The following is a 26,381-nucleotide window of genomic DNA, read 5'->3' as shown; positions in this document are numbered from 1 at the left end:
AATATGAAACAATTTCTAGTATTAATTTTATTTATGAGCAGTTTTCTATCCATGACTGCCCAGCAGTTACACATTAAATATTATTGCACCAATTGGGGAAATAGCGATTCCTGGGATGCGTTCTGTCTCCGGGTGAAAAATGCTGGTTACGATGGTGTTGAATCCTGGTTGCCTGGTAGTCCAAATGAGCGCAAGGAGATGATTGATGCATTACATAAATATGGATTGAATTTAGGATTGCTTTCAGGCGGATCAGGCGAAACTTACGAGGAATATAAACAAAGTTTTAAGCGTAATTTGGATGAAGCAGCACAGCTGAAACCCGATTATATCAATTGCCATACAGGTAAAGATTATTACTCGTTTGAGCAGAATAAAACATTGATTGAGCTTGCTGATGCAGCTAAAAATAAGTACCATATCCCCGTTTATCATGAGACTCATCGCGGAAGATTTAGTTTTGCAGCTCATGTGACAAAGGAATATTTAGATAAGATTCCGACCTTACAACTTGCATTGGATATCTCGCATTGGTGCAATGTGCACGAATCAATGCTTTCTGATCAGCCCGAGGCTGTAACAAAAGCACTTTCCAGAACGGAGCACATTCATGCACGAATTGGGCATCCTGAAGGACCACAAGTCAATGACCCCGCGGCTCCTGAATGGAAGAGTATCGTTGCACAACATTTGACCTGGTGGGATAAAGTTGTTGCTAAGCACAAGGAAAATGGGGTGAAGTTATTGACCATAACGACCGAGTTTGGTCCAGCGGGTTATTTACCCACATTACCATTTACACAACAACCGGTGGCCGATCAATGGTCAATCAATGTTTATATGTTGCATTTACTCAAAGACAGATATAAAGAATGATAGTTTTCTTTGATGAATTATTGGGCTTTTTGGGACGATTTCACCCGCTTTTGGTCCATTTACCGATCGGCATATTATTGTTGGCTTTTGTTATGGCAATTAGGACTCAGTTTAAAGGCGGTGATATGTATTTGCCTGCTATTAAGCTCTCCTTATTCCTAGGGACTATCGCTGCTATAGTAGCTGCTTTATCGGGTTATCTGCTTTCACGAAATGGAGGTTATGAGGAGGATGTCCTGAGCTATCACAAGTGGCTGGGAATTGCCGTGGCTATCAGTAGTTTATGGCTTTGGTTTCTTTATCGTAAAGAATCTTCTGGTGCATTTCGCTTTTGGCTTTTTTTCATCCTGGTGCTCTTAATTGGGGTGACCGGACACTACGGTGGAACACTGACACATGGAAAGGGTTACTTTGTGGAAGCTATGCCAGTAGTACTTAAAAAGCTGTTTAAAACGGAGGAAGCTAAAGAGGAGGTTCTTATCGTTCAAAATGCGCAGGAAGCAGAAGCCTATAAGGGAATTATTCAACCTATTCTAAAACAGCGTTGTCAAAGCTGCCACGGGCAAAGAAAGCAGGAAGGGGGGCTGGCATTGGATACAAAAGAGAATTTGTTAAAAGGAGGAGAGAACGGTACAGTACTAAATGCAAATGATTCGAAAAAGAGTGAATTATATGCCCGATTGGTGTTGCCCGAGGGACATAAGAAACGTATGCCCCCTAAAGGCCGTACACCGATAACTGCTGATCAGATAAAATTGATTGCCTGGTGGATTGATCAAGGAGCCAATTTTGATAAAAAAGTGCATGAAATACCACAAACGGAGGAAATAGCTCATTTGTTGAAAAAATTGGAAACAGGAGAAAAAGAGGAGTCTGCTGTATTGTATGCTGATCTACCAGCAGCACCTTCTTTGCCAAAAGATAAAGTTGATGCTTGGCAGGCTAAGGGGATTAAGATCATCCAAGTTGCAAGAGATAATAACTTCGTGTTGGTTAATGCGATTAATTATCCTCAATTTAATGACAAGGACCTACAGGAGTTGTTGGCCATTAAGGATAATATTGTACAGCTGAAATTAGGAAATACGGCTGTTACAGATCTTGCTTTTTCAACACTTTCGGCAATGCCAATTCTTTCCCGTCTACATCTGGAAAATACAAAAATTTCCGATGCTGGATTGAGCCAGCTGAAAGGCCTGTCAAAATTAACGTACTTGAATCTGACAGGCACAAAAGTTACATCAAAAGGTCTATCAAAACTGAACGAGCTTCCGAGTTTAAAGAACCTCTATCTCTATAAGACGCTAAATCAGGAAGTCGCTGCAATAAAGCAGTTGAATGCTAAGATTAAGGCAGATACTGGTAATTATAGTTTGCCTTTTATTGAAACCGATACAATCAGGTTTTGAGCTGTTATTGGACCTGGCGGCTACACGATGAAAATCCGCGATCCAAATGGAATGCTCTTGTACAATTAACAACTTGGCGACATAGACAAGTAATTTAAGGAAAATAAACAGGATATTTTGGCGGATAGGAAACGAGTATACAAAGGAGAATGCGGAAAACGCTTTAGCGTAATATAAAATAGGAATGCTAAGGTGACGATTTCAAATAAAACCTTCATGACTTCGTAGACACCAACAGCAATGAAAGCAAACTGAAGGTTCTTTCTGGCCAATAAGATTAGACACTTTCAGAAAAAAGAGCAGCAGGAAATTTCCTGCTGTTCTTTTTACATCGCGATAAGCTGTTTTTATTTCGTGCCAGCATGTTCTAGTAATTCGATAGCATCGTAAAGCACGCCTGCTTCACCTCTAAAAGTTCCTGAACCTTCTGGTTTATTATCTTTTGTGTACCATTCATAAAAACCTTTATTTTTGATAACACGGGCAAGCATCGGCTGTATTTGCTCATAAGCTTCCTGTTGAAAACCATTTTTAACGAGCTGCTGAATCATACGCCCACCGAACCAGGTCCAGTCCCCACCATTTTGATAACCATACGGATACATGCCCTTGTTTTTAAATGAACCTGCAGGATAAGTTGGGTACACGGTGAGTCCAATTGTTGCCGCACCAGCGTCTTTTACATTTTTAATCATTTTATCCAATGAAACTTTTATTTGCTCTTTGCTGAGTAAATTTGCCTCAATAGCGATAGCTGTTCCTCCATGATAATAGATTTGATTTTCATCAAAATCAGCTGCAAATGGAGAGCCTTTGATATAAATATGGGGAATAAACTTTTGGTTCTTTTCATCCCAAAGGTGTTTCATGGTGTTACTTGCTATGGAAGCTCTGATTTTTCCCCATTTTTCTTTTTTCTCAGGAAGTAGATCCATGTAGTTGTCAAGGGCGATCAAAAACATCGCATTGTCGTAGATGTCCAAAGCAATATGCGAATTTTCATCTAGATGTACACCCCAGTCATGCTCGGGTTGAACGTCGCCCCAATCAACCGTGGTTGCACCCCAAAGTAAACCATAAGTATCATTATAACGTTTGTCCAATAAAAATTGCAAAGCATGTTCCATGCGATCCTTTACAGTTGTATCACCAATTTTTTCATTGAGAAAAGCTTTGTCTTTAGTAGCAACGATATATTTGTGTACCGCTTGAATTAAAGAAGATTCCTGGTCTGTTTCAACGGTGTTTTTATGTGCAGCATAATCAGGAGCCAAGGAGCTGGTGATTGTGTAATAGTCCGATACGCCATTTTTTAAGCTGGACTTTTTAACAAAACCGTCGGCAATATTACCATCAGAACCTTGTAGTTTAAAGAACAAAGCCAATTGATCTTTGATCTGTTCATGGGGATGTACTTTTGTTGCTAAGGTGATAAATGTGTTGTAATCTCTAATCCATACCTCACTGTATCCATCCCCCGCATTGAATCCGCTTTTGATGATGTTCGTAGCCATATCTTTGACAATATGGAAACTGCTATCTTTTTGGATGCTGTCTTGTAAATTGTTCGTAGAAACTTTACTGCCCGCGTTTTGGCAGGACAGTAATAGGAGCGATGAAGATAATGCAAAAAATATAGTTCTCATTGTGCTGTTTGTTTATAATAAATGGTTTGATTAACATTTGGATTCTTTGACAAAAGATTGGATAACCTTGGCCTTACCGTTTCCTAAATTACGCAATGTATAGGACCCAGCAGCAGCAGGAACGGCAAAAGTCTCGGCATAATGGAAGACCCTTTTCATGCCATTTGCTGTCGTCAGCTCAATTGCCTCGCCCTCGACAAGCATCATGATATGACACTGTCCCTGCGTTTCAATCGAAACATTCTGATCGAATTCGTATCTAAAAACATCGTAGAAATGATCTTCATGCGTTGGCAAATGTATTCTTGTTGTTTGCGCATCAAGGACTTTTTCACTGGGCTGAGATAGCAGTGTGTTTTTTACGACATCACCTTTCCGGCTAAAATTGAGGTTAGCGAATGCTCTATCGATATTTAATGGACGTGGTTTCCCATCTAAATCGGGACGCACCCAGTCGTACATTTTAAAGGTATAATTATAAGGTGTTGCACTGATTTCGAGTACGAGATTGTTCACGCCGGAAGAATGTACGGTACCATGTGGAATCAAATATAACTGGTGTTTCTTGGATTCGAATTTTTGAACGTATTGCTCGATATCCATAGCTATTCCGCTATGGAAGCTCTCTTCTAAAGCTGAGCGAAATTTGTCTGCATCAATTGTTTGCTGAAAGCCCAGATACACTTGCGCGTCTTCTTTTCTATCAACGATATAATATGATTCGTCCTGTGTGAAGTTTTCTCCAAATTCTGCTTTTGCATAAGCTGGACTGGGGTGACATTGGATGGATAGGTTGCCGCCATCAAAGGTGTCCAGGAAATTGAAGCGTATTGGGAATTCAACATCGAAACGTTGCTGTGCATGACCGAGTACATTGGCACTTTCTTGAAACATCAATTGATCGAATGAAATTTCGAGAGTATGTCCATCTGCTTCGAGCAAAATACCATTTTCTGGGACAATCATTTCGAAGGACCACGCATAGTTTTTGACATCCTGATCGATGCCTGTAAGGTGCTCTTTCATCCATTGTCCACCCCATACTCCGGGTTCAAAAGTTGGTCGTACGCGGAAGTAATTTTTGGACATGGCTTGCAAAGTATTGTGTAGATCTTTCCCTGTAATCCATGGTAAGTTGTGTGATGATTGTTGATCGGCAAGAATTTCGACACGGGACAAGATGGATCTTTTATGTCGGTTCAATATTTCCCAGTCGACAAAATAATAACGCTTATAGGTTTCCTTTTGATTGGTTTGTGTTGAACAGCCTAAATTTAAAGCTTCGCCCGCCCGCATGCGTTGAATAAGCACATTTTTGGGCAGATCAATAAACATCAGTTGACTAGACGTATCGACTAATGATGCGCCAGGACCATAGAAGATGGTATATTCACCTTGTTTTGAATTGGAGTTCGCTAGTATTGTTTGAAAATCCGTTAGCTTTTTAGTATCAAAGTATTCAATGAGCTGAATCCTGGCCTTTTTTCCGAACAATGGGTCATTGCCGCCTAGGTAGGGGGAGACAATATCCTGGATGGCTGATTCCGATTTTAAGGCAGAATCCATCGCAATAAATCGTGTGGCTATGCCCTGTTTTTCAAATTCTTGCTCCAGGTTGGGGATGATTGTGTCCCAGTTAACACCTACAAAACCATCAATGCTATGTATATTATGTGTAATGAGATGTGCAACAAGATCTTGGTAAGAATTTGATAAGGATCCTTGAACTGGAAACGTCGGTGCGATTTCGTACTGAAAAGGTTTTGTTTGAGTATTAGAATACATATTGATGTAATTTTTTATTGCAAATGAATGATGTTGAAGTAAATAGCTTTTTGCTTACTTGTTTGTTGATTTTTTGTTGTGTTTTTCAATCCAGAATTTTTCGATCTCCTCCAAAGGTTTGCCCTTCGTTTCTGGAAGAAATCCAAGTACAACAAGGAATGCGATGGCACAGAAAAATGCAAACAACCAGAACGTATAGCGGGCGCCCCAGGAAGCGAGAAGAATAGGCGTTAGTTGCCCCACGATCGCATCGGAAATCCACATCACCATAATACTGATACCCATGGCACGAGCCCGGATGGCATTAGGGAAAATTTCGGCTGCGACGACAAATTTTAGTGGGCCAATGGAAAAAGCAAAGAAAAATAAGAATGAAAGTATCGCGATAATCAATGCGATATTATTGACTTGACCTTGATTAAAAAGATAACCAGTAACCAGCAAACTCACGGTAGCACCCACAGTTCCCAAAAGATATAAGGGACGTCTGCCCCAATTATCAACCTTCCAGATTGCGAAGAAAGTAAATAGCACATTGGCGGCTCCAAAGAATAACTGGGCATGATAGGAATTGTTTAATGAAATACCTGATTCAAGCAATATGCTCGGACCATAATAAACAATTGCGTTGATTCCACTGAGCTGTGAAAATAAAGGGAGGAATAAGCCCAATAGAAAGGCCTTGCGATAAATAGGAGAGAACAGATCACGTAGATTTCCTTTCGAGGAAACATGGCTGACCTCTTGCATATCCGATAGTCCTAATGTGGCACTGATCGCTGCAACTTCAGTGTCTCGTCCATTTTTAGAAAGCCAACGCGGACTTTCAGGAATAAAGTAAACTCCAATGCATAACAATAAAGCCGGTATTGCGCCAACTAAAAACATAGTTCGCCACAGTTCATTTTGCTGGGCGGAGGTATATTCAAGAATCAGGTAATTGCTGATATAGGCAAATAAGATACCGAATGTAATAGCGAGCTGGTAACAGGTGACTGATCTTCCTCTAAATTTGCTTGGCGATATTTCCGCGAGATATAAGGGCACAACAATTGAGGCTATCCCAACACCCAGGCCCCCAATGCTTCTACTCGCAATCAATATGCTGTAAGAAGGACTGAATCCACAGCCAATTGCTGAGAATAAAAAAAGCAGGGCCGCAGTAACAAAGGCTGGTTTTCGGCCGTATTTATCTGTTAATGGTCCTGTGAAAAATACACCAACAATACAGCCTAGCAAAGCTGAACTGACAAAAACGCCCTCTTGAGCAGGAGATAGCCCGAAAAATTGCTTCACCAACGGCAAAGCACCGGCAATTACAGCCATATCGAAACCGAAAAGGAGTCCTCCAAGTGAAACGATACATAAAATGATGATAAATCTCTTTGACATCTGCGGTTTATATTAGTATGTATATACATACAAACATATGTCTATTTTTTTAATTATGCAAAAAATCTTATTTTAGCACAAGCAATCCAAATGATGAATTTAAAAATAGATCATAAAAGTCCTGTTCCGCTGCATATACAAGCTGAGAATTTGTTACGCGAATTAATTAAGCAGCCTGAATATATAGAGGGGAAATTATTACCCAATGAAATTGAATTAGCAAAAAGATTGGCAATTTCCCGTTCTACTTTGCGTTTAGCGATCAATAAACTGGTATATGAGGAGCTGCTAATTAGAAAGAAGGGGATAGGAACGAAGGTGGCTAGTTCTAAATTCAGTTCAAAATCCAAAAATTGGTTGAGTTTCTCACAAGAGATGAAAAATCGTGGGATTGAGGTGAAGAATTTTGAACTTCACGTCAGCTGGGTTGTTCCGGATAAAGCTGTTTCGAAGTTTTTTAATGTAGATGAGGATCAGAAGCTGTTAAAACTAGAACGTCTGAGAGGAAAGAAAGATGACCCATTTGTTTATTTTATCTCTTATTTCCATCCACGTATAGGTTTAAACGGCGATGAAGATTTTAAGCGGCCTCTATATGAAATCTTAGAAGCCGATTATCATGTCGTTGCAGATCTTTCTCAGGAAGAACTGGATGCAATGGCTGCAAATAAATTTATAGCGGATAAATTGGAGATTAATATCGGTGATCCTATTTTGTCCCGCAAGCGGTTTGTATTTGACCAATCTGGAAAGCCAATTGAATATAATTTAGGGTTCTACCGTGCGGAAAGTTTTACCTATACTGTTGAAAGCAGAAGAGATTATTAAGTGATTCACACATCCTTTTTGAATGGATAATAGGATGTGTGAATAGCTCATTTATTTATTCTTTTCTTTTAATGATTCTTTTCTACGGTAGTTTCTGCCCAGTTTTCTAAGAGCGCTATTGCTTTACTGAGCACTCCTGCTGAACCTTTGAATTTTCCTGATCCGCTAGGGACGTTATTTTGACCATACCATTCGTAAAATCCTTTGTTTTTCACAACCCGATCGATCATCGGTTGAAGTTCTGCATAGGCTTCTTGATAAAAACCGTTTGAAACGAGTTGCTGGATCATCCGTCCGCCGAACCAAGTCCAATCACCACCATTTTGGTATTGGTAAGGCTGAGCCATTCCTCCGATGAAAAATCCAACCGGATAGGTCGGGTATAAGGTCAATCCAATACTCGGCATGCCAGATAACCGCACGTTTTCCAGCATTTGCGTATTAACTGTTTTTATTTCTGAAAGGGAAAGTAACCCGGCTTCTATCGCGATGGCGGTGCCCCCATGATAATGAATCGTATTTTCATCAAATCCTTTTGGGATAGGAGATGTCTTAGGGTAGATATGAGGGATGAATTTTTGTTTTTTTTTATCCCATAAATGACGTCTACTGTTTGTTTCGAGACTCTTTTTTAATCCCTTCCATTCTGTCACCTTCGGAGAGTTGGGCTGAATATCAATCAATGTCTGCAATGCAATAATAAACATCGCATTATCATAAATATCGATCGCCTCATTGGAGAGCTCATTCCAGTCACAACCAAAGCTATCGTTGGGTTGTACATCTCCCCAATCTGCGGTCATCGCACCCCAAAGCAATTGATACTTGTGGTTGAACCGTTCTCTTTTCAAATAATCCAACATGAGTTGGATTCGATCTTTGACGGAAATTCCACCAATATTCTCCTCCAGGATACTGTAATCCTTTGTGTTCCGGATATATTTACCGAGCAGTTGGATGAGTGACGTTTCCTGGTCTGTTTCTACTGTATTTTTAAATCCAACATGGCCGGGCGCATTTTCTGAATAATAAGGTGTGTCATCGTGCCAGGTAAAATCCTTCTTAAGGACATAGCCGTCTACCATTTCACCATTGGGCTGTTGCATCTGAAAGAATACTAAAATGGCCCCCCTAATGTCCGCTTGGGACCGCTCTTCCAAGGCGGTTTCAATAAATGTATTGAGATCCCTGGCCCAAATCTGTGAGTAGCCACTTCCAGCATTGAAACCTTCTTTGATGACCTCGCGGGCAAGACTGTCGACATATTTTAAGTTTTGATCCGCTAGAATGCTTTTTGCCAACTTAAGTTGAGTTATACCGTCGGGTTTTGTTTGTTGTGCTGATAGTTGGGTTCCCAGTAACAGAAGTATTAGACTAAAAAATGGGGTGTTTTTTTTCATTGTGGTTTTATTGTAATTAATTAGGCTTGACAAGTGTATCTGTCAATAATTTGTATCTATTTCAGGGTTAATTTTCATCTACTTCAGGGTTTTGATCGAAGATCAGCCGTCTGATGTGTATTTTTTTTGAATTTATTTACTGGTTATATTTTAGTATGTATGTACAATCAAAGTTATGGAAAAATGTCAGTATTTAAGCTTTGATAACGCTTTATTTGATTAGTATTTAAAATTTTACAAATTTAGGTGTTGTGGGCCCTCTTTTTTCGTAGTTAAATTGAGTAAGAAAATGGAGTTCATGTTTATACATACTCTATTTTTTTGTAAGTTTGCTGTAGAACCTAATTGAGAACAATGGTAAAGCGTATCATTTATTATTTTTGTAGTTTATTTGTTAGTACGGCAGCTGTTTTTGCACAGCAGAAAACAGATTTGACCGTTTTTGTAAAACCTAATATCGGATCCGTCCATAGCCGGTATTTCTTTTATACACCAGCAGCAGTGCCTTTTGGAATGGCTAAGCTCGCTCCGAGCACAAATGGAAGCTATGGGAACAAGTCAGGCTGGGAAGCTGTGGGGTACGATGATAGGCATGGGTCAATAGAAGGATTCGCTAATTTTCACGAATTCCAGGTAGGTGGAGTGGTATTTGCACCATCCGTTGGAAAATTGAAGACAACCCCTGGTCACCTTGATCGTCCACAAAGCGGCTATCGTTCTGCTTTCGATAAGAAAGATGAGTTTGCTACTTCTGGCTATTACCGCGTCAAGTTAAAAGATTATAATATACTTGCGGAGCTCACTGCGACCAAGCGCGTCGGTTTTCATCGGTATACTTTTCCAAAAACTGAAGAAGCCAACCTTATTTTCGATATTGGCCATGTTATGGGGGAAAGTGGTCCGGTCGTTGATGCTGAAGTGAATTATGACAAACAGCACGTCTGGGGATATGTGGTTACCAACCCTGTATACGTACAAAAATATCAGCAGGGTGCTCAAGTTAAGATGTTTTTCTTCGCGGAGATAAACAAACAGCCTAAATCTTTTGGGACATTTAGAGATTCCACGACTTTCGATCAACATAGTCGTATAAAGGGAAAAGGGGCTGGCTTGTTCCTGAAATTTGATACCCAGGTAGGGGAATCTATCGAAGTCAAGACCGGTTTGTCTTATACATCTGTGGAAAATGCGCAGCTGAATTTGCTTAAAGAAGCAAAAGATATGTCGTTTGATGCGGCAAAGAAAAATGCCTTGCAAACCTGGAATAGTGAACTGGGAAGAATTTTGGTGGAAGGGGGCAAAGTGGACGACCGCATTAAATTTTATACTGGATTGTATCATGCTTTACTTGGTCGTGGGCTTGCAAGCGACGTCAATGGTGCATATCCCAAAAATGATGGCTCGGTAGGGCAGATTACCTTAAATAAACAAGGGCAACCTATTCATCATCATTATAATACCGATGCGATCTGGGGTGCATTTTGGAATTTGACACAGTTGTGGTCCATTGCTTATCCGGACTATTACAACGACTGGATTCAGAGTCAATTGTTGGTTTATCGCGATGCAGGTTGGTTAGGAGACGGTATTGCCAACAGTAAATACGTTTCCGGTGTGGGAACTAATTTCACAGGTTTGGCAATTGCATCGGCGTATAATGTGGGTATTCGTGACTATGATCTGAATCTTGCCTATGCTGCGGTGCGTAAAAATGAATTGGAAGCGAAGGACCGCCTGCCTGGGGCAGGAAAATTAGATGTAGGAGTTTTCGTTCGCAAGGGCTATTCACCCTATATAAAAGATGATAATGGTAGTCCCGAATTAATGACCAATGGATCTCCTTTTGGTGCTTCGCATACCTTGGAATATGCTTTTTCTGCTGCTGCCGCCGCACAATTTGCAAAATCATTGGGGCATCAAAAAGACTACATTAAATTTCAGGAATTATCCGATGGATGGCGCAATCTGTACGATACCACGACGAAGTTTATGCGACCAAAGGATAGTACTGGACGATTTATTTCAAACTTTAACCCGTATGAACCATGGCGTGGATTTCAGGAGGGAAATGCTTGGCAGTATACCTTCTATGTTCCGCATGTCCCACAGGAATTGGTTAAACTGGTTGGAAAGGACCTGTTTAATCAACGGTTGGATAGTATTTTTACGGTGTCGCAGAAGAATGTGTTTGGAGGCGGTACACAAATTGACGCTTTCGCAGGGATTGAAAGTCTTTATAATCATGGTAATCAACCGAACCTGCATATCTCCTGGCTGTTCTATTTTTCTGGTAGACCTGATTTAAGTCAGAAATGGGTACGGGCAATTTGCAATGAGTTTTATGGTAATGATGCAATACATGGCTATGGCTACGGACAAGACGAAGACCAAGGACAGCTTGGAGCATGGTATGTCTTGTCGAGTATCGGTCTATTCGATGTGCGAAGTCTCACCACCGAGAAGCCCGCGCTTCAGATTGGCTCGCCACTTTTCGATCGGGTAACGATACAATTACCGGAGAAATTAAGAAAAAATAAATTTATCATTCAGGTGAAGAAGGAGCAACCCAATAGTTATATTGTTGATCAGGTTCGGTTGAATAACCGCCTGTGGAAAGGTTGGCAGCTTCCTTTTGAACGCCTGGTAGAAGGTGGGATTTTAGATGTCAAGTTGAAAGGCAACTAAATTTAAGCAATAAAAAAATAGCCCCATTCGGGGCTATTTTCAAGGTAGGTTGGTTTGTTGATTGCCTACGCGATTTCAGCAATAAAATTGCCCTCTTGATCCAAATCGGCTTTGTGAGCTGCGATTTGTTGAAGATTAATATGTCCTATGACATATTTGAAATCTGGTGCGTAATATCGTTCTGTGATTTCACTGAAATTTAACTTTTCAATCAGCGTATCATCGGTGTATCTCAAATAAACCTTAATTAAATAATCTTGGCTATAATTTAATGTGCTGGATTCTAAATGTTTTTTATATTCATAACGGTATCCATAGCGCAGGGCAGCGATATCCGATAGTACAGCAGAACCCGTAGGGTGGCCACCGGCTCCTTTACCATAGAAAAATTGTTCGTCTGCAAAGGCCGCTTTTACCAATACACCATTGTTCTCATTTTCTACATTATAGAGCATGCTGTCTTTGCCTACTAGGCGTGGTAATACATAAAGTACAACTTTGTTGCCGTCGATTTCTTTTGCTGTTGGTATCAATTTGATCTTGAGGTTCTTTTCTTTAGCAAAACGAATATCTTGCTGTCCCAATTTGTCAATACCAATATTAAAGACATCGTCTGGTTTGACATAGATCCCGTACGCATGGGAAGCAACAATACATACTTTAAATTTTGGGTCAAATCCACCTACATCAAGGGTAGGATCTGTCTCTGCAAAACCAAGTTCTTGCGCTTTCTTTAAAGCATCTGTATATTGCTGGTTTTCATTGAAAACTTTAGATAAAATATAGTTGGAAGATCCATTAAAAATACCGCTGACAGAATGAAGTAATTCATTGTCATAGTACTCTTCTAAATTCCGTATAATGGGAATACTTCCGCAAACGGCACCTTCGTACAATAAACTGGTGCCGTATTCATGTTGAATATCAACCAGCTCTTCCAAATGGCTGGCAATCATTTTTTTATTGGCAGATACCACATTTTTTCCCGATTTCAAGGCACGAACAGTTAGTTGATAGGCTGCTTCGGCATCATCTATTAGTTCGACAACAGTATTAATTTCTGGGTCACCTAAAATTGTTTCGGCATCGGTAGAAAATAGATCTGCTGGTAGCGAGCGCTTTTTATCTCCGTTTTTAATGACAAATTTTTTGATTTCCAGATTAAGATTTTTGGTTTTGATGATATCGTAAAGACCTTGGCCTACTACACCAAACCCAAACATCCCTATTGTTAATTTATTACTCATATCTCTTCTTAAATTCTCTTATATATTATTTATTCTCTTATACTAATTCGTTGATGTATTCTTTTTGTTTCCGCAGAAAGCTGCTGATGATTTTCGTGAGTTTTTTTGTTTCGATCAAAAACCCATCGTGGCCATAAGTAGATTCGATCTCCTGATAGTGGGCATTCGGAATATGTTGAGCGATGAATTGTTGCTCTTGTGGAGGAAACAACAAATCTGTATTGACGCTCAGCACTAAAGTTGGACAGTCGATGCTCGCTAAAGCGGATTCGATAGATCGTCTCCCACGACCTAAATTATGGCTGTCCATTGCTTTGGTTAGGAAGTAATAGCTGTACGCATTATAGCGTTTTACCAATTTTTCACCCTGATAGTTTTGATAGGAGGATGCTTTATAATGATCGAGTTTTTCGTTATCATCCTCCTTTTGTGTGTTGGCATACGTTGTATAGTTGCGGTAAGACAACAGTGCCATAGCGCGTGCAACTTTTAAACCCTTAGCTCCGCCATCGGGATGATTCGCATAAAAGGTTCGATCAGTAGTAATGGCAAGACGTTGACTTTCATTGAATGCAATACCCCATGGTGAATGGACGGCATTTGTTCCAACGACGATTAGATGGTTGATGGCTATACTGCGTGATACGGCCCATTCCAATGCTTGTTGACCGCCCAATGAGCCCCCAATAAGGAGCTCTATTTGTTTGATATCCAGGTGGTCTGCAAGAAATTGATGTGCTTTGATCAAATCTCTTACTGTAAATTCAGGAAAAGATAGGTAGTAAGGCTGTCCAGTAGCTGGGTTTACAGATAGCGGATTACTGCTATTATATGCTGATCCTATGACATTGGCGCAGATAATATAATAATCGTTTGAATCAAATAATTCACCTGTTCCAAAAAGACCTGACCACCAATCCAGTACATCTGCATTGGCCGTTAGTGCATGGCAAACCCAGATCACATTACTGCGATCAGCGTTGGGTTTGCCAAATGTTTCATAACTGATTTGTAAATCAGTAAGCTCTCTTCCATTTTCAAATACAAAAGGCTCCGGGTGCAGATAAATATGCTTACTCATTTTACGTTTAAGTTTAAGCCGAAAAAATCTGATTATTTAATTTTATCAAAAGCTTGTTGTAAATCAGCTTTGATGTCATCAATATGTTCTATTCCTACAGAAAGACGTAATAAACCTTTGAATACTCCAGCATTGGCTTGATCTTCATCACTCAATTGTTGGTGAGTAGTCGCTGCTGGATGGATAATCAATGACTTCGTATCGCCAACATTGGCCAGGTGACTGATCAATTCTAAGCTGTCGATAAAGCTATTGGCCTTTTGTGCTGCGTCACCTTTGAGTTGGAAAGAAAGCACTGCACCATAGCCATTTTTAAGGTATTTTTGTGCGTTAGCGAAGCTCGGAGAGCTTTTTAAGCCCGGATAGTTTACTTTTTCTACCTGTGGATGCGCCTCAAGCCATTTAGCTATCTCTAAAGTGTTGTCTACATGGCGTTGCACCCGCAAAGACAGGGTTTCAAGTCCTTGTAGTAATAAGAATGAATTGAAAGGGGAGAGTGCTGGTCCGAAATCCCGAAGCCCTTCCACACGTGCCCGAATGGCAAATTGAATATTTCCAAACGGTCCGCCTTCACCGAAAACTTCGGAAAAAACTAAGCCATGATAGCCTTCAGATGGTTCGGAAAATTGAGGGTATTTTCCATTGCCCCAATTGTAGTTTCCGCCGTCGACGATGACACCACCTATGCTTGTACCATGTCCACCGATCCATTTAGTAGCCGATTCAACCACCACATTCGCACCATACTCCAAAGGTTTAAATAAATATCCCCCAGCTCCAAAAGTATTATCGACGATTAACGGTAAGTCATATTTTTTTGCTACTGCAGCAATTTTCTCAAAGTCTGGAATATTGAAACTTGGGTTTCCAATTGTTTCAACATAGATGGCCTTTGTTTTATCATCAATGAGGGCTTCAATTTTATCTGCCTCGGCGTCCGTTGCAAATCGAGCTTCGATGCCCAGACGTTTAAAAGAAACTTTAAACTGGTTGAATGTACCGCCGTATAAGTTGGATCCGGCAACAAAATTGTCACCACTTTCCAAGATATTATTTAATGCAATAAACTGTGCCGCCTGGCCAGATGCGACAGCAACAGCCGCGACTCCACCTTCCAGTGCCGCAATACGTTGTTCGAAAACATCCGTGGTAGGATTCATAATCCGTGTATAAATATTGCCGAACTGCTTTAATGCAAATAAGTTTGCGCCGTGTTCGGCATTTTCAAATACAAAAGATGTTGTTTGATATATAGGAACTGCTCTAGATCCCGTAGTAGGGTCAGCGACTTGGCCAGCGTGAACCTGAAGAGTTTCGAATTTTAAATTTTTGTTTGAAGACATAATATATCAGATTTTAAGGGTTCAAAAAGAAATTGCTAAGTAAAAAGAGAAGCATACACACCTCCTTGAAGGGTCTGTTAAATCTTTATCCAAGAAAAAGGAAATGATTCTTAACAAGCGTGGAAGTGCATATGCATACGCATTCGCATCAATACAGTTGTATGATGGCTTACACTTTCGCTTATCGTGCGGCTCACTTGTGTTGAACCTGAATTTTTAATGGACTTCAGTAGTTTAATAATCATTGTCTTATGTTATTTATATGCTCCAAAACGATATTGTTTTGGACAGGAATTGGCACCTTTTCAAACAAATTGAAGGTTGCCAGTGGGTCATTGAGCCAGTCTCTCGCCACTTCTTTATAAATCAAGACCTACTGATTAAGGGAGGTGTTGATTAGAAATCTTCTTTCGAAGACGATACAAATATAAACTCTTTTTTTATTAAAGCAAAAGAAAAGCTGTTTTTTAGTTAAAGGAATTTTGAATAACATACGGATCGGATCGCATATTGTTCGATGAAACTTGATAAGTAACTGCCAATCGGGTATTATGATTTCTTTAAGTTGATCCGTTCTGCAATTTGATTTAAATCTGTTAAAAGAGGTTTAAGTGCATCAATTCTACTATGGATATCATACGTCAGGTGGCGATTCGTCTTTTTGCTTAACGATAGCGAAAGACCCACCAAATGGGAGTTGACCTGATAAGAGAGTGCCTGAAAATGGTGTATATGTGACCAATCCATCCATTTGTGTTCGGGTTCTTTTTTCATTTGATTGATAGCGTCTGAAAACAGGGCCATGGCAGTCTGCGCTTTTTTGCGAGCCAGCCGTATATCAAACGAACTTTGTCTCTCGTCCGACAGACGGTTATTGATGATCTGGAAATAATGTTCGTTGTAAAGAGATACCTCTTTTGCCAGCTGAACCATGCCTGTGCTCTGGCGTACAGGGATCAAGAAATAACCTGCTATAGCCAAGAATGCTCCAATAAGTGTAAAAAGCATTCGGCTGCCTAAAATGAGATTGATATTGCCTTCAAACAAATTGAGTGCAATCACAATTCCCAAGGTAATAAAGATGACACTGACCATATAATTAGATCGATTGAATAAAAAGAATCCGAAAAGACCTAATGCAGCTATGGTAAGAAGAGCCGGGAGAAAATGAATAGCAATTAAGCAGAATATGCCAACGATTATACCCGAGAATGTGCCTACAATACGCTCTATATTACGCTTTTTTGTCATTGAAAATGCTGGTCTGGCAACAATAGCGATCGTCAGTAAGATCCAATAGGTATATTTAAAATCTAAAAATAAAATACCGATCAATGCGCCTGTTCCAAAAAGAAGAGCCATCCGAACGGCAAATCGAAAAAGCGGGTTATTCAGATGGAGTTTACTTTTTAGATCAGCAAGATTGCGCAAAGGTCGATTGATAAATTGTTGGTACTCACTGCTGTCAATCTTATCCTGGATTTCCTGATTTTGATAAAAAGCCACCTGAATTCGGTTGAGCACTTCAATAATTGCTTCGATGTTGCTTATGATCGAATATAATATACTTTTTGCTTGACCGGCCTGCTCTTCTTGAATTTCTTTTAAATCCTGTAAGAGGGCATTAATTTTAAAGTTATTGTGATATAATTGATGTGCATACCGAAACCTCTTGTTAGGTTGTGAAAAGCTATCAATTTCTAAAGCTAATAATTTGATTGTTTGACGGATTAAAGGGAGGCTGCCCGTGTCTGCAAGGTTTTTGCGAATCGCATCATAGTCGTGATCAAGTGCAATAATTAACTCATGGAGGTCAATTAACCCATAAACTTGACTGAGCCAATAATTGCTTTTATGCCACTGTTGGCTTATGATTTTTTTTTCTCGAAAAAGAAGGGACCTGATTTGTTCCTGCTGTTCGCTGATCTGGCCATGAATTTTGCCTACGCGACTGTACGTTATATTCAAAGGAATATCGGGATCGTAAGACTGGGATCGTATCAATAGAAATTGGGATAATCCATGAAAACCATTGGCCATCGCATGTTTTAGCGAGCGATAAGGTTGTATATAGGCCTGTAAAAGGCTAAAAAAGTAATATATAATGGATCCTGTTGTAATCTGTAAACTAACTGCAAGGGGGTGTTGCGGGGCCATTCCGATCACAAAACTCATGAGAATCAATGTCATGTTTCCAATTGCAGCATAACGAGCTCCAAAAATACCGTATAACGTACATATAAAACCGGCCGCCGCTAGCAATATAACCAAGGGCCAATGATACGGAAATACAATCGCTGTAAACAATGATGCAACGAAAAAGGTGGGAATACATACGAGAGCAGAAGAAAGTTTATCCTTTCTGTTTCCAGGAGGATCTGTGAGTGTTGTTAATAACGATCCGACACCGATTCCAATTGCCGTGCTCGCTTGCGCTCCCAATAAGTAGATCGCTAAACTTGGCAAGATGCTGATGGAAACATTACGTAATGCGTCTCCAGAATGCTCGCCATGCATAAATCGTATCATAAGGATATAAATACGGTAGAATCTTTTCTTCAATGATACAGTGCTCATTAATCAGTTTACTAATTTTCTGTGTAAAAATACAAATATTATGCTTAATATTTTTTGTATACAATTTATTTGTTTTGATTTTTGTTTATTTTTTGAATTTTTATTTTGATTCGATGTGCTTTTCTTGCGCTGTGCTTTTTGGAGATTCAAGATTAGCTGGGATGATTGTATCGGCTTTAGCATCGATCAGTGAGGGATATGGTTTACCGATGTTATTTGGTTGTCTACCGAGTGAATCGGACGATCTATCTATTTCTACTAGTCAACGTGTAATGAATACACGAGGTTTGTTGTCATTATTATGAAGTTGACTATCTAATCGATAGCCTAAAGAAATTACATTATGAAACCACAAAAAATTAAATTGCTCTTATTTTCTCTTATTTTATTCCTGTTTTCTATTGCCGGACCCGTTTCAGCACAGTCTGACGGCGGAAGATTACGTACAGTCGTTGTTGGACAAGACAACCAGCCTATTGTGGCTGCAAATATTTCACTATTTCGGAAGCCCAATGATATCTTGTTAAAAGGAACTTTATCCAACGAAAATGGAGAAATTGTGTTATCTGCGATTCCCGAGGGCAAGTATAGCCTACAGGTGTCCACGGTAGGGTATGCTATTTATCGTTCTGCTGAAATGGTTGTAAGTACGGGAGATCTCAAGGTGCTGGATACGATTCGTTTACAAATGGAAAGTAAAGTGTTGAGTGAGGCACAGGTGATCGGTAAGAAGCCATTGATTGAAAGTCATCTCGATAAAGTTGTCCTCAATGTCGAAAACAGTATTTTGGCAACAGGGAATAACGCATTGGAGCTCCTGCAAAAGGTTCCAGGAGTAACTTTAGACAACAAAAAGATCAATCTACGTGGAAAAAGTAATGTGATTATCATGATTGATGGTAAGCCTACTTATCTTTCTGCTGATGAAATATCGCGATTATTGGAAAATACGGCTTCCAATGCAATAGCGTCGATCGAAGTACTGACCAATCCACCCGCAAAATATGATGCCGCAGGGAATGCAGGAATCATTAATATTAAGACAAAGAAGAATACGCAATTTGGAAGTAATGTTAGTTTAAACCTCAATTTAGGGCAAGGTAAATATACAAAGGCGGATGGTGGCTTTCTAATAAACCATCGTAACAATTGGGTAAACTTATTTTCTTCTTATAACTACGCAAATGCCTTAGGATTTAATGATTTAGATATCGATAGGGCTGTAGATACCAAAACCGGGACGACTTTTTTTAATTCGGATTCTTATTCGAAATTCCGTTATCGAGGCCATAATTTCAAATTTGCGGCAGATTTTAACCTGGGGAAAGAGGAGGTTATTGGATTTGTGGTTAACGGTAACGTAAGTAATGGCCATTCAACACGCGAGGGAAGCAATCTGATCGCCTCTCAAAAAGGAAAGCTTGATTCGATTGTATTAGGAAGCAATTTGTCAGATTTTAAATACCATTACCTCACTTATAATCTTAACTATAAAAAGACATTTGATACCTTAGGGACTGAATTGACCATTAATGGGGATTATTCATATTCGAAAAATAATGACAATAGCACTGTTGGAAACCGTTTTTTGGACGCAAATTGGGCGGAATTTAAATCACCGAATATTTTCCGGAATGATATGCTTTCTAAGACAAAAATATTAGTTTTTAAAACCGATTTTGCGCATCCTTTTAATAAAACGACGAAACTTGAGGCGGGCCTAAAATATAGCCGCGTAAAAACAGATAATAATTTGTTGTATGAAGATCAGGATCAGCAAGGCGAGTTTGTGCCAAATAATGGTCAAAGTAATCAGTTTTTGTATAATGAAAATATAGCTGCAGCTTATTTCAGCCTAAATAAATCGTTCGGAAAGTTTTCGGTACAAACTGGACTGCGTGTTGAAAATACGAGCTCCCTGGGAAATTCAGTTACGCTAGGGCAACAAACAAAACGGACCTATACCGATTTTTTCCCATCAATATTTGTACAGCAACAGATTAATGATAATCACAAGCTTGGTGCGAGTTATAGCAGGCGTATTGACCGCCCTGATTATGGGTCATTGAATCCCTTTGTGTATTATTTGGATCAATACACGTATCAGTATGGCAACCCTTATTTAAATCCACAATATACTAATTCGTATGAAGTAAATTATACTTTTAAAGATCGCTATTTATTGAGTTTGGGCTACAAGAGGACCAACGATGCCATCACCCAGGTCATAGAAAGCAATTCGGAGACCAAAGCTATTGCACAGACAGACCGAAACCTGGCTTATTTTGATTATTACAACATGAATGTCAATATACCAGTTAAGCTTTTTAAATGGTGGAGTATTTCTAACAATGCCAGCGCTTTTTATAATAAGTTTAGTTTTGATGAGCACTCCGGAGCGCAACGCCAATTGGAAAAGTTATCTTTCCAGGTAAGTTCCAATCATGATATTCGAATTGGGGAAACAACAAATCTGGAGCTGACAGCCAATTATTTTTCGCCAGCAGTTTATGGGGTATTTAGTTTTCAGTCTTACTATGGTATCGATCTAGGGGCTGGAAAAACATTTCTCGACAAAAAATTGAATGTGAAGTTGGCTGTAAATGATGTGTTGAATACAAGAGGTCAGCGCAGATTGTCGAGTTATCAGGAAAATGGATACTATCGTATACGAAATGGATATGATAGTCGGGTTATCCGATTGTCAGTTTCTTATCGTTTTGGTAATATGAATATTAAGTCAGTCAATAAGAAGGCTGGTAATAATGATGAAGATAATCGATTAAAAAAATAGGAGCTACTGTTGTATGGGGAGAGAAGGAGCGAGAGATAGCGAAGGTTTCCCTAAAACAAAAAGAGCCTGCGATATCGCAGGCTCTTTTTGTTTTAGGGAAGTTATCTTAACTTAAAAATAAGATCTCTCTCAATTTTGGAAGAGGCCATTTTTTGTCATCAACAATTTTCTCCAATTTGTTGACATGATAACGGATCACATCGAAATATGGTTTAACCGATTCATCGTAAGCGATTGATCTTTCACGTACGTCATCAATTTGGTTTGCTTTTTTACGTTCCTGACGCATTGCTTCAGCTTGCTCCAGAATGGTATTTACGTGTGTTGAAATACGTTCTACAAAGTTCAATTGAGAGCTGAACGCCGCCTGCGCTAGACCAAGGTCTTTCAATCCTTTGACATTTTCAATCAATTCGTTTTGATAAATGAAACATGCAGGAGCAATTTGGTTGTTAACCATCTCTTCGATGACACGCGCCTCAATTTGTAATTTTTTATAGAAGTTTTCAAGCAAGATTTCGTGGCGAGCTTCTGATTCACGTTTAGTATAAATACCTAGTGATTCAAACAGGGCTAAAGATTCTTCTTTTACATAAACATCTAATGCTTTAGGCGTAGATTTGATGTTAGAAAGACCACGTGCCTCAGCTTCTTTTTCCCACTCTTCGCTATATCCATTGCCTTCGAAACGGATTGCTTTTGAATCTTTGATGTATTTGCGGACAACATTTAAGATCGCAAGATCCTTTTTAATGCCTTTTTTGATTTGTTTATCTACTTCCGTTTTGAACTCGATCAATTGTGCTGCAACGATTGCATTCAACACAGTCATCGGTAAAGCAGAGTTTGCAGAAGAACCAACAGCACGGAATTCAAACTTGTTACCAGTAAAAGCAAATGGTGAGGTACGGTTCCGGTCTGTATTGTCCAATTTTAACTCAGGAACTTTAGGGATACCATGCCATAAGTTTGCCTCTGCTTTTACTTTTTTAGCAACACGAGCAGATTCAACTTCTTCCAAAAGCTCATCCAATTGAGAGCCTAAGAAAATTGAAATAATTGCTGGTGGAGCCTCATTTGCACCTAGGCGGTGATCGTTGCTTGCACTAGCGATAGAAGCGCGCATCAAATCAGCATATTCATAAACAGCTTTAATGGTGTTGACAAAGAAAGTCAAGAACATCAAATTGTTTTTAGGCGTTTTTCCAGGAGATAATAAATTTACACCGGTATTTGTGATTAAAGACCAGTTGTTGTGTTTACCAGATCCGTTGACACCGGAGTATGGTTTTTCATGCAACAATACTTTGAAGTTGTGTCTTAAAGCAACTTGTTCCATGACATTCATCAACAATTGGTTGTGATCGATAGCCAAGTTGATTTCTTCGTACATTGGAGCACATTCAAATTGAGAAGGTGCAACTTCGTTGTGACGAGTCTTTAAAGGAATACCTAATTTTAAAGCTTCATTTTCCAAATCCACCATGTAAGCTAATACACGCTCTGGAATCGCACCAAAATAGTGGTCTTCCAATTGTTGGCCTTTTGCCGACATATGGCCAAATAACGTACGGCCAGTTAACTGAAGATCTGGGCGAGCATTATATAAGGAAAGGTCAACCAAGAAATACTCTTGTTCGATACCAAGAGAAGCGTTTACTTTAGTGACCGATTTATCAAAATATTGAGCAACATCTGTTGCAGCTTTATCTACTGCGTTGATCGCTTTCAATAAAGGAGCTTTATAGTCTAATGATTCACCAGTATAGGAAACAAAAACTGTTGGAATACATAATGTTTTACCAGCGCCTGTTTCGTAAATGAAGGCAGGAGAAGATGGATCCCAAGCTGTATAACCTCTAGCTTCGAAGGTGTTACGGATACCACCATTTGGGAAAGAAGATGCATCGGGCTCTTGTTGAACTAATGCGTCAGCTGTAAATTTTTCAATTGCTTCACCGTTTTCGTCTGGCTCAAAAAAAGCATCATGTTTTTCAGCAGTCGAACCTGTTAGCGGTTGAAACCAGTGTGTGTAGTGAGAAACGCCGTGGTTAAGTGCCCAAGTTTTCATGGCCTGTGAAATGTGTTCCGCCAAATCTCTTGAAATAATCTGTCCCTCTTCAATGGATGCAACTAACTCCTTGTATGAATTTTTAGGAAGGTAGTCTTTCATTTTGTTTACGGAAAAAACATTCTTTCCGTAGATGTCAGTTGCTTTTTTAGTTTCAACTTTTTCAAATGAAGCAATTTGGCGTGAGCCTGCTGCTTCTACTGCTTTGAATCTTAGGTTCGACATTTGTATTTTGTAGTTAAATTACAGTTTTGTTGATTTTGTTTTTCAAAAATATTGTGTTTTTATTGAAAACTGAAATTTTTTTGATGTTTTTTGTGAAATAATTCAAAAATTATGGTTTTTAGCTAATAAAAAAGGTGTGATTTATATAAATCACACCTTTTTTATTGTTTTGTGTTATAATTCAAATCCCCAGTCTATTCCTTTTTCGGTGGCAGGTACTCCTTTCTTCATCCAGGCAGGGGCGGGGGCACCTTTTAGGAAATGATCGAAGAATTGCTGCTCGCGAATTTGTATATCCTTGCGGTTTTGTCGGAGTATGAGGTTATGCTCATCACCATTATAATTCAGCATCCATACGGGTTTGTTTAATCGGCGCAATGCAGTAAACATTTCAATGCCTTGATACCATGGCACGGCCCCGTCATTGTCATTGGCCATAATGACAACAGGAGTTTTAACTTTATCTAAATGGAATAAAGGTGAATTTTCGATGTACAGTTCCGGAGCTTCCCATAGCGTTTTTCCGATGCGGCTCTGTGTATGTTCGTATTGGAATTGACGCGACATACCGGTCTGCCAGCGTATTCCGCCATAGGCAGATGTCATGTTGACAACAGGAGCACCAGTCCAAGCTGCAGCATACATATTGGTCCGTGTAATGAGGTGAGCAACTTGATAGCCGCCCCAACTTTGACCCTGTATTCCCATCTTCGTACTATCAACCCATGCATTCTGAGCGAGGTATTTCATCCCCGAATTGATGTATTCTTCAGCTGATTGACCAGGGTGACCTGTTTTGTAGCTTATATTTGGTGCAAATACAAGGTATTCGTTACTTACAAAATAGGGGATGTTCAAACGTGATGGCGTAGGAGCAGGAGGTTGATATGTATATAATCCATCGGAAAGCTTTTCATAGAAATAAGCTATAATGGGATATTTTTTTGCAGGATCAAAATTTTCTGGTTTATAAAGAATTCCCTCAGCCTGATTTCCTTCAGGCGTTGTCCAATGAACAAGTTCTGCTGTACCCCAATTGTAATTAGCCTGTTGGGGGTTAATATTGGATAGCTGTAATTCGTCTTTGAACTTGATGGTATTGGTATAGATATTCGGTGAATTCATATAATCCTCTTTACTGTACAGGATCGTTTGTTGATCTGCAGAAGAGCTGATATTCTTGAACGCTTTTGCCTCTACCAAAAGACTTTTAGGATCGCTATGCTGTCCCTTGAACTGGTAGAAACCAGACTCTTTGGTTTTATTGTCAAAAGACGTTAGAAAACCACCCTTTTTATAGTCAAGTGTAGTGGCTTGTTCGCGATCCTCTTCTCTTTTTAAAGGCAAGTAGCGGAAAGTTGTCTGTGATGCAGCTCCATAGCCGTTCGTCAAGATGGATTTGCTGGAACCGTCCAAGTTAAAATACCAGATATCATATCTCGAATTGACGTAAATCCCTTTAAAGTCTGGGCTCCATGCTGCCATGCCGTATCCTTGTGCTGAGGTAGGCATATCATTTTCTTCGTCCGCAAAGGACGCAGGTATACCGTCGTTTAGAACTGTCTTTTTCTTTGAACTAACCTGATAGGAATTCCAGGTTCCTTTATCTTGGTCGAAATATACGATGTATTTTGCGTCAGGACTTAAGATTGCATTTCCCGAAAAGTCTGAAAGGATTAACTCTTTATTTCCTGTTTTTGTCGAAACCAGATAGATGTCATCTCTTGTTCTACCTTCCCATTGGCTTGCGATGCGCTTGCCAAAATCAGTACGCGCTAAGATATACTCTTCATTTCCGTCCGGTGTAAGTGCGGTGGAGTTGAATGTTTGATCCGTCAGGGGGATAATGTTACGGTTGTATTTGGGGTAAGTGACCGCTAAGAAGTTTCTTGCAAGGTCTTTCTTTAAATTTACCAACTGCATGGGTTGTAAATAATCGTCTTGCCAGTTCCAAACGTCTACTTTAGCATGCTCAAAATCAACCAAAGTGGTGTCTTTAACACGCGGTATTGGTGCTATGCCGAAAAATAACTTCTCTCCATTTTTGCTGAAACGGATATCCCCATCCCCGCTAACAGCCCAGTTTTTAGGTATACCATTGCTGGTTTTTGTTGCAAGATATTGGGCTGTATCTATACCATTTGAATAGTAATATAAATTATAATTTTTCAGCAATGCCTTTTCATTGGAGAGATCCCCTAGATAAGCGAGCTGATTGCCTGATTCATCAAATTTGAAATTTTTATAATTGCCTTTTCCATTTGATATTTTTTTAAGCTTTTTAGTTGCTATTTCGTAGAGGTAGACTCCAGATTCTTTTGACAGGCTATCTTTCGAATCCGTTTTTTTTGAAAAAACAATTTTTGATCCGTTTTTATTCCATTCGTATTGATCTACGGATGAAAATTGTACCGAATCACCGGAATTTAAATCATATAAAGCAAGCGTTGCAACCGTTTTTTTCTTTTTATCGCTGCTTTTCTTTGCTGATGTGGCATCATTAACCGCTTTTGTTTCAGATTTCTCATTTATTTCCTTGTCGAAAAGAAAAGAGACGAAATTGTTGTTTTGATCGGCAATTTTGTAGGATTTTACCTGCGCAAATTTGACAAGGGATGAAGTTGTTAAATTGTAGATCGCCAATGAATCTTTTGGGAGTTCTTCGGCTTTCTTCTTTTTGATTTTGGCTTCTCGGGTTACGGCAAATGGCGCTTTGACCAAACTTAGCAGATGGTTTTCGGTATCTGTCAGTTTTCCATTATATCCACGGGGAATTTGAATGAGTTCTTTGTTTTCTTTGGTTTTTAGAAAAAGCTTATTATCGCCTTCTTGTGGAACGACCTGGAACAGGACAAATTTTCCCGATTTACTGATATAGGGCGATGATACGCTTTGCCAACTATCATATACCGTATGATCCAATGGTTTCTTTTGTGCATGGGCAGCGAATGCTGCCAGAAAACAAAATGGAATACAGATACTTTTCTTATTCATATTTTAAACCTTTTTGTCGCAATTTATT

Annotated in this window: 15 protein-coding genes and 1 riboswitch; of the genes, 5 read left to right on the top strand and 10 right to left on the bottom strand. The window is 39.5% G+C overall.

Annotation, left to right across the window (positions count from 1 at the left end; genetic code table 11):
- Positions 1-3 precede the first annotated feature (3 nt).
- Together CBM24_RS16875 and CBM24_RS16870 are read left to right on the top strand one after the other, a co-directional pair.
- Complete coding sequence (locus CBM24_RS16875) at positions 4-876, top strand: sugar phosphate isomerase/epimerase family protein (RefSeq protein WP_088162042.1); 873 nt, start codon at positions 4-6, stop codon at positions 874-876.
- Complete coding sequence (locus CBM24_RS16870) at positions 873-2,285, top strand: c-type cytochrome domain-containing protein (RefSeq protein ID WP_232475552.1); 1,413 nt, start codon at positions 873-875, stop codon at positions 2,283-2,285. Before CBM24_RS16875 ends, CBM24_RS16870 begins: the two co-directional genes overlap by 4 nt.
- Before the next feature lie 347 nt (positions 2,286-2,632).
- Here CBM24_RS16870 and CBM24_RS16865 read toward each other — a convergent pair whose 3' ends face one another.
- From CBM24_RS16865 to CBM24_RS16855, 3 genes are read right to left on the bottom strand one after another with little or no spacing between them, the layout of a single operon-like run.
- The gene (locus tag CBM24_RS16865) at positions 2,633-3,931 is read right to left on the bottom strand and encodes an amylo-alpha-1,6-glucosidase (RefSeq protein ID WP_088162041.1); all 1,299 of its coding nucleotides are present in this window, start codon (positions 3,929-3,931) and stop codon (positions 2,633-2,635) included.
- A gap of 30 nt (positions 3,932-3,961) precedes the next feature.
- Positions 3,962-5,716 carry a class I mannose-6-phosphate isomerase gene (locus CBM24_RS16860; protein WP_088162040.1) on the bottom strand — a complete coding sequence of 585 codons (1,755 nt, stop codon included), beginning with the start codon at positions 5,714-5,716 and terminating at the stop codon, positions 3,962-3,964.
- 54 nt (positions 5,717-5,770) lie between these two features.
- Positions 5,771-7,108 carry a sugar porter family MFS transporter gene (locus tag CBM24_RS16855; protein WP_088162039.1) on the bottom strand — a complete coding sequence of 446 codons (1,338 nt, stop codon included), beginning with the start codon at positions 7,106-7,108 and terminating at the stop codon, positions 5,771-5,773.
- A gap of 90 nt (positions 7,109-7,198) precedes the next feature.
- On the opposite strand from CBM24_RS16855, the gene CBM24_RS16850 reads away from it, so the two are divergent.
- Positions 7,199-7,936: a GntR family transcriptional regulator gene (locus tag CBM24_RS16850; protein WP_232475551.1), complete on the top strand. Its 738-nt coding sequence runs from the start codon at positions 7,199-7,201 to the stop codon at positions 7,934-7,936.
- Between the two features lie 68 nt (positions 7,937-8,004).
- On the opposite strand, the gene CBM24_RS16845 is transcribed toward CBM24_RS16850, so the two are convergent.
- Positions 8,005-9,336 (bottom strand): hypothetical protein, encoded by a 1,332-nt coding sequence (locus CBM24_RS16845; protein WP_198385929.1) that lies wholly within the window; start codon positions 9,334-9,336, stop codon positions 8,005-8,007.
- Positions 9,337-9,690: 354 nt separating this feature from the next.
- Here CBM24_RS16845 and CBM24_RS16840 point away from each other — a divergent pair, with 354 nt between their 5' ends.
- Positions 9,691-12,021, top strand: a complete 2,331-nt coding sequence (locus CBM24_RS16840; RefSeq protein WP_088162038.1) for a GH92 family glycosyl hydrolase — start codon at positions 9,691-9,693, stop codon at positions 12,019-12,021.
- 65 nt (positions 12,022-12,086) lie between these two features.
- Here the strand turns inward: CBM24_RS16840 and CBM24_RS16835 are convergent, their stop codons facing one another.
- The 4 genes from CBM24_RS16835 to CBM24_RS16820 form a co-directional block, all read right to left on the bottom strand.
- Positions 12,087-13,268, bottom strand: coding sequence for a homoserine dehydrogenase (locus CBM24_RS16835; protein ID WP_088162037.1), 1,182 nt, complete (start codon positions 13,266-13,268; stop codon positions 12,087-12,089).
- 37 nt (positions 13,269-13,305) lie between these two features.
- Positions 13,306-14,349, bottom strand: coding sequence for a homoserine O-acetyltransferase family protein (metX, locus tag CBM24_RS16830; RefSeq protein ID WP_088162036.1), 1,044 nt, complete (start codon positions 14,347-14,349; stop codon positions 13,306-13,308).
- Positions 14,350-14,381: 32 nt separating this feature from the next.
- Positions 14,382-15,692 (bottom strand): O-acetylhomoserine aminocarboxypropyltransferase/cysteine synthase family protein, encoded by a 1,311-nt coding sequence (locus CBM24_RS16825; RefSeq protein WP_088162035.1) that lies wholly within the window; start codon positions 15,690-15,692, stop codon positions 14,382-14,384.
- A 255-nt stretch (positions 15,693-15,947) separates the two neighbouring features.
- A riboswitch (SAM riboswitch) is annotated at positions 15,948-16,060 on the bottom strand.
- Between the two features lie 181 nt (positions 16,061-16,241).
- Positions 16,242-18,269 (bottom strand): FUSC family protein, encoded by a 2,028-nt coding sequence (locus tag CBM24_RS16820; protein WP_088162034.1) that lies wholly within the window; start codon positions 18,267-18,269, stop codon positions 16,242-16,244.
- Positions 18,270-18,612: 343 nt separating this feature from the next.
- Between CBM24_RS16820 and CBM24_RS16815 the strand changes: the two genes are divergently transcribed.
- Positions 18,613-21,063, top strand: coding sequence for a TonB-dependent receptor (locus CBM24_RS16815; RefSeq protein WP_088162033.1), 2,451 nt, complete (start codon positions 18,613-18,615; stop codon positions 21,061-21,063).
- Positions 21,064-21,169: 106 nt separating this feature from the next.
- Here the strand turns inward: CBM24_RS16815 and CBM24_RS16810 are convergent, their stop codons facing one another.
- Entirely contained in the window at positions 21,170-23,359 is a 2,190-nt protein-coding gene (locus tag CBM24_RS16810) for a glutamine synthetase III (protein WP_088162032.1), read from the bottom strand.
- Between the two features lie 174 nt (positions 23,360-23,533).
- Positions 23,534-26,353, bottom strand: a complete 2,820-nt coding sequence (locus CBM24_RS16805) for a prolyl oligopeptidase family serine peptidase (RefSeq protein WP_088162031.1) — start codon at positions 26,351-26,353, stop codon at positions 23,534-23,536.
- Between the last annotated feature and the right edge of the window lie 28 nt (positions 26,354-26,381).

This window comes from Sphingobacterium sp. G1-14 (genome assembly GCF_002196555.1).
In the GTDB taxonomy this organism is placed as follows: Bacteria; Bacteroidota; Bacteroidia; order Sphingobacteriales; family Sphingobacteriaceae; genus Sphingobacterium; species Sphingobacterium siyangense.
This window is presented reverse-complemented; position numbering and strand designations above follow the sequence as displayed.